Source organism: Chryseobacterium scophthalmum, from assembly GCF_900143185.1.
GTDB lineage: Bacteria > Bacteroidota > Bacteroidia > Flavobacteriales > Weeksellaceae > Chryseobacterium > Chryseobacterium scophthalmum.
Genome location: NZ_FSRQ01000001.1, coordinates 1742002 through 1755424, shown reverse-complemented (window position 1 = coordinate 1755424; position 13423 = coordinate 1742002). Strand labels below are relative to the sequence as shown.

The window sequence follows — 13423 nt, the reverse complement described above, 5'->3', positions numbered from 1 at the left end:
GTTAATTATTTATGAACTTCGTTCCCGTTTTGACACCAATACAAAGCGTTGTAGAGATTTTCTTTTGGAAAAGATTTAAATTCTCCCGGCATTAGAACACTAAAAATATCAGTGAAATTCTGCACTCCTTCTTCATCTGTTACAATGGCTGCTCTGTTCCATTTGGTAATATTTTTTATACCTAAAAGTGCATCCTGAAGCCAGGCTCCCATCGTAAAATTGCTTAAATCGGTATCCAGATAAAGGAGGTAATTTAATTCATCAAATTGTTCTACTTTATTTTTCACGTAAGGAATGACAAGATTCTCAAAATCTTCTCTGGTTACTTCACCAGTTGCATTGAAAGCTGCTACATTTTCCGGAGCATCATTAAGTATTGTTATCATAATTTATATTTTAAATGGTTTTGGTGATTTTATTTTATCAATAATTAAACCATAATTAATGAATAGGTACATTTAAGGCTCAATTATTGCTGAGATTTTGAAAATAAAACTATGGACTTGAAATCTAACGAACCTTTCTGGCTTTTAAAAAATGGTTTAATATCTTCTTATCCTTCCCTGAAATCTGATGAAGAATGTGATGTTCTTGTGATTGGTGGCGGAATTACAGGAAGTCTTATTGCCCATCAAATGATAAAAGACGGATATCAAACCATTTTAATTGATAAACGTGAAATCTGCAATGGAAGCACTTCAGCGACAACCTCGATGTTGCAGTATGAAATTGATACTCCGCTTTACGAATTGATTGAAATGATTGGCGAAAAAGGTGCGGTAGAAAGTTACAAAGCTTGTTCAAAATCTATAGATGACCTGGAAAAACTGACAAAAGAAATAAAAGCCCGATCTGGTTTTAAGAGAAAGCAGTCTTTATATTTTGCGTCGAAAAAGAAAGATGCGATTTGGCTGGAAAAGGAATATGAAGCCCGAAGAAAAGCCGGATTTGATGTGACGTGGCTCGGAATTGAAGATATTGAAGAAAAATTCGGATTTCAAAATACGTACGGTGGAATTTTATCTAAACAAGGTGCAAGTATTGATGCGTTTAAATTTGCTCATGAATTGCTGAGGTTTAATGTCAATAAAGGCTTAAAAGTTTTTGATAAAACAGAAATGAAATCGGTGAAATATTTACGAGATCATAATTTAGCATTAACCACTGATGGTTTTAATATTAAAGCTAAAAAAATCATTTATTGTGTAGGTTATGAAAGCTCAACAATGATAAAAGAACATTTCGTAGATCTTAAAAGTACATTTGCCATAGTTTCTGAAATTGACAATGATAAATTTAAAAATATAGAACACACTCTTGTTTGGAATACCGATGATCCTTATATTTATATGCGATCTACAGACGACGAAAGACTACTAATCGGTGGTGGAGACGAAGATTTTTCTAATCCCGAAAAACGCGACTCTTTACTAAATAAAAAAGAAAAAGAAATTCTGAAAAATCTAAAAAGAATAAAACCCGATTACCATTTTTACACCGATTTTGTATGGGCCGGAACTTTTGGTGAAACGAAAGACGGACTTCCATACATCGGCGTTCATGAAGGTTTCAAAAACTCGTATTTCGTTTTAGGATTTGGTGGAAACGGAATTACTTTTTCTGTCACCGGAATGGAAATGGCTTCCGCTTTTATGAAAAATGAAACGCATCAACTTTCTGAATATTTTAAATTTGGAAGATAATTTTGAAGCTAATTTTTCTGAAAAAATTTTGGGGTTCGGCGAAGCCGAACCCCAAAACAAAATAAACAATACTAACATTCACATCACTGTTTCACGGAACTGGTGTTTGAGACCAGTTCTTTTGCTGCTTTTAAAAACCGAATAAAAAACTTAATATTTTTGTTGATAGGATCTTATCCTATCCTTTACTAAGTCGTCCCTTTGGGACTTCCGGACATCAATTAATTTTTCAAAAAAATAAACCTCGAATCTCGTATCCCGGAACCCGAAACCCGAACCCCAAAACTAAAAACTATATCCGTTCTTTTTTGCCAATTCCACAATAGATCTTTCAATCGCTTTTCCTAGATCATCGCCTTCAGAACTTCCTCGTTTTTTGGTTTCAATATCAATGAATTCCTGTCTTTTTCTTGCGAGAACTTCAATTTCTTTTTGAATTTTATCTCGGTCTGCAGATTTTTGAGCAACAATTTTTTTGATTTCATCTTTACTTTTTCCTTTTAATTCAGAAGGTAATTCGTCTTCTTTTATTGATGAAATGTAGCTTTTGTCTTTTTCAACTTTATCCACCAAATCCCAATGATCGTTTTTGTAAGCGTTTTTCTTCGATTTACTTACGGCTCTTTCAACGGCATTCGAAGCAGATTGCATCTCTGCATTTGAATCTTGGGTCGTTTGCTTATTTTTCATTTCAGAACCGCGACTTCCGTAAGAAATATAAGTGTCGTTTAGCTTGGAATTGTATTGTGAAATTTTCACATCATAAGGCGTCTCAATATAAATCACTTTTTGGTCGCTGTCGATATTAAAATATTTTCCGTCTCCTAAGCTCGCTCCATTTTGCCAATGAGATTGAATGCCTTCTTCACGGCTTCCGCAGAAAATCGTATTCGTGTAAATGTTTTTGGTTTTAGCTTTAGAAATAACATCTTTATAACTAATTTTTCCTTGGTCAAAAGGTTCATTTCCGGCAATGTAGATCAGTTTCATGCTTTTCTCGTTTCCGTCCCATTTTAAATTGGCAGATGCATCACGAATGACCGCTCCGCAATATTCATTTCCGCCATTGGTTCTTAAAGCAAAAAGTTTTTCCGAAACTAAATCTAAATCTTGCGTCAACGGAGTTACTTGTCTGATGTAATTTTCATCTTTTAAACCATCATTTCCGTATTCATAAAGAGCAATTTCCACTTGTGGCGCTTGTCCGTTGTATTTTAAAGTCGTCAACGTATTGACGATATTCCAAAGTCTTGACTTTGCCTGATCGATTAATCCATCCATACTGTTGGAAGTATCCAAAAGCAAAGCAACTTGAATTTTATTATCTTTTGAAACCGAAATTTGTGGCTGATTTGAAATGTTACTTTCTACAATTTCTCTCTCGTTGGCTTTGCTGCTGCAACGGTTATCTGAAATTTTTCCTGCACTCAAAAAAGCGAATACGCTTGCTGTTACTGTTAAAACTTTTAATGTGTTCATATTGTATGTTTTTAATGATTTTTTATTTTGTTACGAGTTACGAGATACGGGATGCGAGATGCGAGAAAACAACTTACTTTTTTCGGGTTTCTGGGTTTAATTATTTGAGACATGAACATCGAGTCTCAAATTGTTTAACCCGTACCTAAAACCTCGAATAATAAATCACGTATCTCGTAACTCGAATCTCGAAACTATCTACTGTAATACTGAATCTGCATTTCCTTCGGATATTTTACTTCATAAGAGAAATTGATTTTTTCTGAAGCTCCGCTGTTGATCTTTCTGTTCCAAAGAATGCTTCCTGTTTTAGTATCAAAATCTCCGTCGCCGATGTTTAAAGTTTTCACTGTGATTTTCTGATTTTCACTTAATGGAATTTGGTCTAAAACCTCCAGTTCAATATTTTCTTTCGTGTTGTTTCTAATGGATATTTCGTAAGCTTCTGTTTCGAATTTATTGGAGTTGAAAGATTTTTGAGCGGTTTTATCTTCAAGTTTGATGCGTTTTACCACAATTCTTTCATCAACACCAAGAGAAATCGGGAATTCATCTTTTACATAATTGCTTGTAATATTGGTTTTTCCGATATAATTATCTTCAAAATAAATATTTGCTTCTCCAGAAATAAGATTTAAATTTTGCCAGTTTTTTACAAAAGCCATTAAGAAAACCTGATTGTTCAGTTTCGGAACCGTATGATATTTGTAATTAGCCTCGACATTTTTCTTATCTAAAATCACATATTGTTCTTTTTCCTGACTTACGATGGTTTGATTATAATTCAATTCATACAGAATGTTCATCTGATTATCCGAAACTGTCGCAACAGGAATCTGACTTGGTGCAGCAACTTCCGCTCGCATTTGATAAGAATTCGACATTTCTGCTTTCGCTTTTTGCATATAACCTACTTTTGCATCCTCATTATTGTAAGCCGTATATTCTGCGACGTAAAGTGGTGATAGAATTGGCCTGTTTTGGTTGTAAGAAGGTCTGTAAGTGGACACGAAAAGTTTCACATTGTTCCAGTCTTGTCCGGTTTTCTGGTAGATTTTTCCTTTGTAGACAATTTCTAAAGGTTTTTTCGTAGACAAAGCTCTCAAATCATAAGATGGAACCCAACCTGCATTGGAAACGATATAACTTAGTCCAAGATTCAGATTCATTTCATTTTCGGCAAGAATTTCAAGAATTAATTCTTTTCTGTTTTGTGTCTTATGAGTCTGTTCTTCAGAAAATTGCTTGTTGATTTTGGCAATATTTTCATCAAGCGTAGATTTTTGTTCAGTCAGAAGAAAAGCCTGATTATCGATTTCCAGCATTCTTTTTCTGTAAAATTCAGTCAGTTTTATCAACTGTTCTTGCGGAGTCGATTTATCGTTGGTTGAAACTTTAAGATTGTCATTAATGATATTTTGTTCGCCCGTCAGATTTTTAATTTGAATATTCAATAAATTGACGTGTCTCTGAATTTTTTTTCTTTCATCATCCAGTTTTTTTTCGCCATCGGTCAGTTCGTCATTTTTAAGATAATTGCTTTGCGGAGTGATTGATAAAAGGGTAGTGTTTTTCTCAAGATTGATTTTGTAAGTATTTTCATCTAAATCATTCGGAAGGTTAATAATTTTCACAGTATTTCTTCCTTTTTGAAGAGTAACGTTTGTGCTTCCGAAAACTTTCGCGCCCTGTAAAAATACAGTTGCTTGTTTTACGTCGATTTCTTTTTTAATTTCCTGAGATTTAAAAAACGAAACCATCAAAATGAGTATTAAAATAGAGTGTCGCATTGTTTATTGTTTTAAAGTTCTACAGTAAAATTACTTTGATTAAACACCGAAAATCTGAAGACTTGGTGAATTAAGGTTTTCACTTGGTGGAAGTTTTTAAGCGAAAAAAAGACAGCCATTTCTGACTGCCTCTTAAAAAACTAAAGAATTTCGTATTTTGTTTTAATGCTGTATTTCAGCTTGAAATTTTCGATGTTGTCGAACGAATAATCGATACTTTGGTCGGCTGCTTCCAACTGTACATTCGCCATTTTGCTTCTGTAAGCAACAGGAAGAATAGAATCACTCATATAATCTTCAATTTCTACAATCTCAATTGCATCTCCTGTCTTTTTGTTGATGCTTCCCAAGAGATAATCAGCTTTTTCTTTCGCCGCTTTTAGTGCATTGATTTTAACCGTTTTTCTGAAATCTGCAATTTTTGTGTTTTTAATTTCTGCAATATTCAGATTGCTTACCCATTTCTGGTTTAAATCTTCGAAAAGCTTACTCACATTGGTTTTCGCATTTACTTTAAATTGAAAACTCTTGTTAAACTTCGTTGTTTTCGAATATAAATTCTGGTACATCGATTTGAATTTGATGTCTTCATTTTTTACACCGTTGTTTTTCAGTGTTTCAAATAAAAGTTTTTCGCTGTCTGCTAATTGATTTTTGTTATCGGCTTTTATACCGATGCTAAAGATGATCTCATCCGGTTCTACTTCCATTTCGGCAACTCCCGTTACTTCAATTGCATTTTTCTTTACTTCCTGCGCATTCATCAAACTTCCTGCTGCAAAAATTCCTACTAATAAAAGGTGTTTCAGTTTCATAATGTATGTATTTATTATTTTAAAATTTCTTGTTTTAAATTTCTAAAGTAAAATTACCACGATTTGAAACTGAAATTTTGAAGACTTGGTGAACTGAAGTTTTCACTTGGTGAAAGAAAGGTCAATCAACCAAAAAATGAAATCTATCCTGCAATACATTCATTTTTTTGTATTGAATAGGTTTAGCATGAATCATTTGATGATTAAAAGAAAAAATAATAGAACCGTCTTTATTTTTTACAAATAAATGTTTGGAAATGCAATGTTGTTCATTTTGAAGGATAATTTGATGATCAAAAGAAATATCATAATGAAAAGAAGTCATCTTTTCCGAAGATCTTTCCATGAAAATCAGATATTGGTCTTTATGAAAAAATAAATATTGATAAGGACTTTCGGAAGAAGTTACTTGATAAGCTCCCGTTAAATTGAATGAATTATCTCTATTTTCTGCATCAAAATCATTATTGAAATATGGTATTCCGATTTTTATAAATGCAGTTCCTAAAATAAGAATCTTAAAAAAGGTTTTATACGGAAGAAATAAAGTTTGGTCAAAATAAGTTTTTTTCGGTAGACTAATGATTTTTAGAATAAGTTCCCATCCGCTTTTTCTGACCAAAAACAAGCTCATTAAAAGTAAAATCAGTGAAAATAATTTTACAGAAATATCAAAACTGATATTGATGATTAATATCTGACTAAAACTAATGATTGCCAATAATAATCCCAAAAATCGGGTACGCTTGAATAACAACAAAGCTCCTGTAAAAAGTTCAATTGAACCAATGATGATGTTATAAATTTTAGATGCTCCAATCGTACTCCAGAATAAAATATCTTTGTCTAAATTTCCGAATCTTGTAAACAAAATATTCGGTTCAGGTGCGGGAAATTGAGCTTTAAAAATTTTATCAACCCCGTATTTTATCAATATAACAGAAATGTAAATTACACAAACATATTCTGTTATTAATAAGAAATGTTTCGTCCATTTTTTCTTGATAAGAGAACTGAATATTATTGATGTAAAAAATAAAATGATAATTAACACCAACATCGAATAACTATCTGAGCTGTAATCTATTCTGCTATTCTTTTTATTGAATAAAAATTCTAAAATAAAACCAGTAAGATCACTAAAAATAAAATCCGTAATTTTTAACTGGAAATCGTTTAAAAAACTCAACGGAAAAAATAGAATAAACTGCAGAAAAAAAACACCGCAAAAAACAGGAGCTTGTCTAAAAAATATTGATTTAAATTTCACAGAAATGCTTTTAACGATTTTTTCTATAAATAAAAACAGACGCAAACACAGCGATACTTAATACAAGCAAATACATGATTTCTTCTTTTGACTTGAAAGATTTTATCTCAGCCGTTTTGATAACTTTTTTAGACGTAATTGGTTTGTATTCTTTAGTTTTCTTGTCATATTTTAGAAAAACGGTGCTGTCAATATCATTTTGAAAGTTGTAATCTCTTTTTAATTCTTTTTTTACAGCTTCTATATTTTCTTGGGAAAAAACGGGATGATTGTAAACGGTATCTCTTCCCGGTTTCCACTTTTCTGGATTTGCATTTCCTCTGATTTTACAGTAGTTTGAGGTAACAATAACGCTTTTTTTATCATCAATGATAATCACGCTATCTAATTTTGAATTGGTTACATATCTTTGCGGTGCAACTCCAAGATTAGAATAATTGGTATTGTAACTGTCTTCCACAATACTTTTTTCAAAATATTCTATGTTGCCACTGTGGCTTTTGTAGGATATTAATTTGGTCTGAGAAAAAACCTGGCAACTTGAAAATACCAAAGCAAAATGAACTAAATAGGATAAATTTTTCATGAGAATTAAGTTTAAATTATATCACAAACTTATTGGTCTTTTCAAAGCAGTTTGAAACCAACTTGGTGAACTGAGCTTTTCACTTGGTAAAAATTATCTGTTTTTCTTGAAGTCATACTTTACGTTCAGATTTACCATATATTGAATTCCTATTTCAGGGTTTTCATTATTAATGACTTTATCATAGCCTGAATATTTTATGCCTTCATAATAGAATGTTTTACCTTTTCTTTCCAACTTTTTGATGTAGTAATCATTGTTGTAATTTCCTCTTACGACATCAAAATCAGAGCTTTCATAGGCGGTGTATTGTTGATATTGGGTTTCTGGAAATACATAAGAGAAATTAGAATTGGCAATCGGATTTCCGATGAGCTCGTGCTTGAATTTCCCTAAATAGTCATCTTTCTTTCTGTTGATAATTGCGTAAGCTTCTTTGAGTAAATTTTGATGAATTTGCTCGATATTGGTGTTGATATAATCAATTTTGATGATGTCGTAGATTTGAAAATCAGAAGCCTCATAGATTATTTTTTCAATTTTTGAATGATCATTAGTATTGATGATGATATTTTTCTTGATTTCAAATCCTTTAATTTTTTGACTTACCAGTTTTTGATTAGGTTCAATATCAAAATCATACACTTTGGTTTGCGAAATAAAATCTACATACACCTCTTCTTTTTTTATTCCCAATGAACTCAGCCTTTTTAAGAAATTTGCAATTCGTAAGTTGATATTTTCGATAGCCTTTTTGGGAGATTCTGCTTCTTCGTTTAATCCTAAAGCGATTTTAAATTGATCTGCTTTTTGATTAAGCAAAATACTTGCGGTAACTGTGAGTGTAGAATCAGTTGCATAAAAATGTTTAGATTCAGGATAAAAGGTTGATGTTTTGTTATAAGAATTTACATCTCGTTAAACCTGATTTCCGGACATCTGAGCTTTTACAGAAATAGAAAAAATTAATAATGAAAGTAAGGCTAAAACTGATGCTTTGCTTAAGTTTAAATGGTTTTTCATAATGATTAAGTTTAAATTAGATCACAAACTTAATCGTCTTTTCAAAGCAGTTTAAAACCAACTTGGTGAATGCAGATTTTCACTTGGTAAGCACAAAAAAAAGACAACTCCAAAAGAATTGCCTTTAATTTTTTTATAAAGAAAAAGGATTAGGGTAAAAAATAAACTTTGATAATTTTATCATCTTTAATTTCATAAATCGCTGTAGCTTCTACTTTTTGCCCTTTTCTCATCCCTGAAACACTTTCCTGATCGATTACAAAATTACCGTTTACAATTCTGTTTTTAATTTCACAGTGGAGTTCGGGCAGTCTTTTAAACATTTCGGTGTAGCTTGTTCTCATTGCTTCTTTACCTTTGCTGATAAGTTTGTTTGGAAATGTATATAATTCTGCATCTTCCGAATAAGGCTCCAGGAAAGCATCAATGTTTCTTGCGTTATATCCGTTTACCTGTTTCTGAACCAACATTTCCGGAGTTTCTTTAATGGCTTTTTCAGAATCTATAGCTTCTCCGTTTTTGAAAACAAGATTTACTTCAGTAAGATGCTCAATATTTTCCACCGGATTTGAATTTAATAAAACCAAATCAGCAATTTTACCTGTAGAAACACTTCCTGAAATATTTTCTTTATTGAAAATTTTAGCCGGATTAATTGTTGCTGACTGTAAAACCTGCCAATTGCTCATACCGCTTTTTTTCATGGCATCAAGTTCAGAAATAAAAGAAGTTGCATGTTGAGTTCCGATATTTCCGGCATCTGTTCCCGCTGCAATAGTTATGCCTCCGTCGGATAATTTTTTCAAATTAATACTTCGTATGGAATCTTTTTTTGAAATATAAACATCCATTTGTGGCAGATTAAATCTTGTTTTCAATTTTTTTACAATTGCGGAATCAGAAGAACCCGACAAATGTTTTAAATCTTGAATAGAACCAATTGCTTCAGGATTAGAATTATTAAGCTCGAAAGTATTGTAATTGTTTTTTTGACCGTAAGTTTTGTAATAATTTCCAGCAACGGTTAAAGTAGGATTTAAAATAACTTTTTTTGATTTTAATAATTTCACAAAGCTATCCGGAACGATTTCATCTTCAATATTATGTACAAGAAAATCTGCTCCGTTTTCTACTGCAATCTGTGCTGTAATTCTTTCTGTAGCATGTATTGCGACTTTCAGATTATTTTTATGAGCTTCATCAATGGCGCTTTTTACAACAGCTTCATATTTTCGTGCATTCGCTTCCATATCTTTTTTGTCACCACCTACAATGTACCATATTTTTATAAAATCAGGTTTGTAGGGAAGTTGCTCCTGAACCATTTTCTTGGCATCTTCTGCCGTTAAAACCAACTTGAAAGGTTCGTCTTTGCCACGATTTTTAAAAACTTCAGGTTCATAGGTTGTCAATAAAGGTCCTGTCATATAAACCGTGGGTAAATTTGCTTTTCTAAGTGAATTTTTTTGAGATAAAAAGTTATACGTTGCTCCCACGTCAATTACAGAAGTGATTCCCAATTTTAAATAGCGATTCAGAAAATCTTCCATATTTTGATGAACCCAAGAAATTTCCTTTTCGTACGGCATCTTATTTCTTAAATCTAAAGCATCCGGTCTTGTATATAAACCTCCACTTTGGAAAAAATGCACATGAGAATCTGTCATCCCTGGAATTAGGAATTTACCTTCACCATTAATGGTTTTAGCATTATTAGGAATTTTTATTTTCTTTGAAGGTTTAATTTCTGAGATGATTTCCTTCGTAAGAACAACCGTTTGATTCGGGATGAGTTTTTGGTTGATAACATCTACAACGGTAACGTTATGAATATAAGTTTGCGAATAAAGATTGGTGATTATAAAACATAACAGAAAGATGATAGAAATTTTCTTTTTCATTTATTTCATGATTAATTTAGATTTCAAAGATAAAAAAAGCAATCTTTAGAACAGGATTAAATTTTTTGCTTCAAACTTGGTCAATCTTGCTTTTCACTTGGTGAATAGTTTTTGGTAAACTATATATATGTATATCTTTGTTTTATGAAAATGTTTCGGTTTTTTATACTCTTTTTATTTATGATTTTTGGGAATATCCTGTATTCTCAAAGCACTAATAATGTATGGAAAGAAGTTGAAGCTGAAAGTGAAAAACTGAAAAAAGCCGTTGATACCAAAAACGAATCTGCAGAAGCCGACTCTTATTACAATATCGGCGAAACATTTTTTAATGATAGAAATTTTTCTAAAAGTGAAGAATATTTTCTAAAATCTAAAAATCTCTACGAAAAGCTGAATGACAAGCAAAATCTCGAAAAAGTAATCCGAAAACTGGCGCAGTCTCAGGAAAATCAGAATAAGCTAAAATCTGCGCAAAGCAATTACCAAAAAGCTTCAAAAATTGGATATTCTAAATCAAAAAGAAGTTTGAATGCGAATGATGCTTCAAGACTTTCTTCTCCGGCGCCAGAAAATAAAGCTGAAGCTATTCAGAATAATATTCAGATCAGCGAAAAAGAAAATAATAAACAAGATCTTGCCGCAAGTTACAGCCAAATGGCAGATGTAAATATTGAAAATAAAAATATTCCGAAAGCCGAAGAAAACCTGAATACAGCTTACCAAATTTCGAAAGAACAGGCGCCGCAACAGGCTTTGGCGATCAATCAGAAATTGACCAATTTTTATGTAGATAATAAAGATTTTGATAAAGCGATAGAAGCTAAAAGATCAGTTTTAAAAGAAAATTTCGTTAAAGAAAATTCTCAGAAAAAAGTAGAGCAAATTCAGGAACTCGCAGAAATTTACATCAAAAAAAATGATCCAAAGGAAGCAATTGTTTTACTGAAAAATGCTTATGATATTGCTTTGCAGAAAGGTCACACTCTTGAAGCGCAAAAAAGCGTAAAAAAACTCGACAGTCTTTATAATATTTCAGAAAATACAGATGCTTCGATACAGCTTTACCGTGATTTTCTCGGAAAATTGCCTGATTTGGTTTCCAAAGACAGAAGTTTGGTTGATAATAAAATCCTTGAAGATACTGAACAAAAAATTTCTCAACTTTTGCAGGAAAAGAAACTCAAAGACGAGTTGATTCGTAAGAAAAACATTTTCAATTATAGTTTAATTGGTGTGCTGGTTCTACTGACAGGTTTAATAATTTTCATTTTCAGAACCTTGAAAAAAGTTCAGATCAAAAACAAAAAAATTGCGTTGCAATCGTTGCGTCGTGAGATGAATCCGCATTTTATTTTCAACAGTTTAAATTCTGTCAATCATTTTATTGCAACTAATAATGAACTGGAAGCCAATCAATATTTAACCAAATTTTCAAAATTAATGCGTGGCGTAATGGAAAATTCAAGTGAAGATTTCATACCGTTTCAGCAGGAATTAGATTTGCTCCAGAATTATCTGGCTTTAGAAAAAACACGTTTTTCTGATAAATTCGATTACGAAATTGAAGTTGATGAAAGCTTAAATACCCAAAGTCTGAAAGTTCCCGGAATGTTGATACAGCCATTTTTGGAAAATGCGGTTTGGCACGGCTTAAGATACCGGACTGAAAAGGGCTTTTTAAGTTTAAAATTTGAAAAAAATAACGATTCACTTAATATTTTCATTGAGGATAACGGCATCGGAATTGAAGAAAGTAAAAAACAAAAAACCGAACATCAAAAAAGCAGAAAAGGTCGCGGTATGAAAAATACTTTGGAAAGAATTGCTTTATTAAATGATTTGTATAAACAAAATATTGAGTGTAAAATCACCGATAAAAAAGAAGAGCCAGGTGTTTTTGTTGAAATTTCATTCAAATTAATAAACAGCTAACTTCAACTTAATCTTAACCTAAAAAGATGAAAATAAAATCTGTAATCGTTGACGACGAAAAAATTGCAAGAGAAGTTCTGAGAAATTATCTCACAAAATACTGCCCGCAAATTGAGATCTTAGGAGAGGCTGAAAATATCAAAGAAGCTGTTCCTTTGATTTCAGAAATGCAACCGCAACTCGTTTTTTTGGATGTTGAAATGCCTTTCGGAAATGCTTTTGATGTTTTGGAAGCCACCAAAGAATTCTCTTACGAAACCATTTTTATCACGGCTTTTTCGCAATATTCTCTGCAGGCTTTAAACAAATCTGCGAGTTATTATATTTTAAAACCCATCGATATTCAGGAATTGATCTTGGCAGTGAATAAAGTCGCAGAAAGTATTGAAAAGAAAGACGAATTAAACCGAAACAAAATCCTCCTGGAAAATTTAAAATTAAAACCAGAAAAACAACAACTGATCCTCCCGACATTACAAGGTTTCGATGTCGTAAAAACGGAAGATATTGTAAGACTTCAGGCTGATGGAAATTTTACGCAGGTCTATCTTACAGATGGTTCAAAGAAGATGGTTTGCAGATTTTTGAAGCATTTTGATGACTTGCTTGAAAATCCTTTCGTAAGAGTTCACCGATCGCATATTATCAATACCCATTTTGTAAAATCTTACCATAAAAGCGGAACGGCAACTTTATCAGACAATTCCGAAATTGAAGTTTCTGGTAGCTTTAAAGACCAGTTTTTAAAAGTTTTCTCTTAAAATTTTTAAAATCGAAATTTGTTTAAACCATTAAGAAGATTTTAGGAGTTAAGTTTTATTAAGAAAAAATCAGATAGATTTTTAATAAGGATCACTTCTCAAAGTAAAGCTCAACTTAAATATTCTCAACTTCTTAGTAAATCTAAATGGTTAAAAGAGA

General features: G+C 31.9%; 10 protein-coding genes and 1 pseudogene. 3 read left to right on the top strand and 8 right to left on the bottom strand.

From position 1 onward, the window contains the following. Nucleotides 1–5 precede the first annotated feature (5 nt). Nucleotides 6–386 carry a SpoIIAA family protein gene (locus BUR17_RS07870; RefSeq protein WP_074229753.1) on the bottom strand — a complete coding sequence of 127 codons (381 nt, stop codon included), beginning with the start codon at nt 384–386 and terminating at the stop codon, nt 6–8. A 111-nt stretch (nt 387–497) separates the two neighbouring features. On the opposite strand from BUR17_RS07870, the gene BUR17_RS07865 reads away from it, so the two are divergent. Then, complete coding sequence (locus tag BUR17_RS07865) at nt 498–1703, top strand: NAD(P)/FAD-dependent oxidoreductase (protein ID WP_074229752.1); 1206 nt, start codon at nt 498–500, stop codon at nt 1701–1703. A 285-nt stretch (nt 1704–1988) separates the two neighbouring features. Here BUR17_RS07865 and BUR17_RS07860 read toward each other — a convergent pair whose 3' ends face one another. From BUR17_RS07860 to BUR17_RS07830, 7 genes and pseudogenes are all read right to left on the bottom strand, one after another. Continuing rightward, nucleotides 1989–3182: a vWA domain-containing protein gene (locus tag BUR17_RS07860; RefSeq protein WP_074229751.1), complete on the bottom strand. Its 1194-nt coding sequence runs from the start codon at nt 3180–3182 to the stop codon at nt 1989–1991. 194 nt (nt 3183–3376) lie between these two features. Next, nucleotides 3377–4972 (bottom strand): DUF4139 domain-containing protein, encoded by a 1596-nt coding sequence (locus tag BUR17_RS07855; RefSeq protein WP_084550462.1) that lies wholly within the window; start codon nt 4970–4972, stop codon nt 3377–3379. Nucleotides 4973–5112: 140 nt separating this feature from the next. Further along, nucleotides 5113–5787, bottom strand: coding sequence for an SIMPL domain-containing protein (locus tag BUR17_RS07850; RefSeq protein ID WP_074229749.1), 675 nt, complete (start codon nt 5785–5787; stop codon nt 5113–5115). 121 nt (nt 5788–5908) lie between these two features. Continuing rightward, complete coding sequence (locus tag BUR17_RS07845; RefSeq protein ID WP_143747543.1) at nt 5909–6721, bottom strand: hypothetical protein; 813 nt, start codon at nt 6719–6721, stop codon at nt 5909–5911. A 346-nt stretch (nt 6722–7067) separates the two neighbouring features. Continuing rightward, complete coding sequence (locus tag BUR17_RS07840) at nt 7068–7643, bottom strand: hypothetical protein (RefSeq protein ID WP_074229747.1); 576 nt, start codon at nt 7641–7643, stop codon at nt 7068–7070. Nucleotides 7644–7736: 93 nt separating this feature from the next. After that, a pseudogene (locus BUR17_RS07835) lies at nt 7737–8474 on the bottom strand (SIMPL domain-containing protein); the annotation flags it as partial. 341 nt (nt 8475–8815) lie between these two features. After that, entirely contained in the window at nt 8816–10567 is a 1752-nt protein-coding gene (locus BUR17_RS07830) for an amidohydrolase family protein (RefSeq protein WP_074229745.1), read from the bottom strand. Nucleotides 10568–10747: 180 nt separating this feature from the next. On the opposite strand from BUR17_RS07830, the gene BUR17_RS07825 reads away from it, so the two are divergent. Both BUR17_RS07825 and BUR17_RS07820 read left to right on the top strand, forming a co-directional pair. Further along, nucleotides 10748–12502: a histidine kinase gene (locus tag BUR17_RS07825; RefSeq protein ID WP_228418633.1), complete on the top strand. Its 1755-nt coding sequence runs from the start codon at nt 10748–10750 to the stop codon at nt 12500–12502. A 26-nt stretch (nt 12503–12528) separates the two neighbouring features. Further along, a complete protein-coding gene (locus BUR17_RS07820; RefSeq protein WP_074229743.1) occupies nt 12529–13263 on the top strand; it encodes a LytR/AlgR family response regulator transcription factor in 735 nt (244 codons plus the stop codon). Nucleotides 13264–13423: the final 160 nt, after the last annotated feature.

Bases quoted from the DNA above. Each gene is read 5' to 3' on its own strand.
- BUR17_RS07855 (WP_084550462.1), bottom strand. From the start codon at position 4,972: ATGCGACACTCTATTTTAATACTCATTTTGATGGTTTCGTTTTTTAAA.
- BUR17_RS07850 (WP_074229749.1), bottom strand. From the start codon at position 5,787: ATGAAACTGAAACACCTTTTATTAGTAGGAATTTTTGCAGCAGGAAGT.
- BUR17_RS07840 (WP_074229747.1), bottom strand. From the start codon at position 7,643: ATGAAAAATTTATCCTATTTAGTTCATTTTGCTTTGGTATTTTCAAGT.
- BUR17_RS07865 (WP_074229752.1), top strand. From the start codon at position 498: ATGGACTTGAAATCTAACGAACCTTTCTGGCTTTTAAAAAATGGTTTA.
- BUR17_RS07860 (WP_074229751.1), bottom strand. From the start codon at position 3,182: ATGAACACATTAAAAGTTTTAACAGTAACAGCAAGCGTATTCGCTTTT.
- BUR17_RS07825 (WP_228418633.1), top strand. From the start codon at position 10,748: ATGATTTTTGGGAATATCCTGTATTCTCAAAGCACTAATAATGTATGG.
- BUR17_RS07820 (WP_074229743.1), top strand. From the start codon at position 12,529: ATGAAAATAAAATCTGTAATCGTTGACGACGAAAAAATTGCAAGAGAA.
- BUR17_RS07830 (WP_074229745.1), bottom strand. From the start codon at position 10,567: ATGAAAAAGAAAATTTCTATCATCTTTCTGTTATGTTTTATAATCACC.
- BUR17_RS07870 (WP_074229753.1), bottom strand. From the start codon at position 386: ATGATAACAATACTTAATGATGCTCCGGAAAATGTAGCAGCTTTCAAT.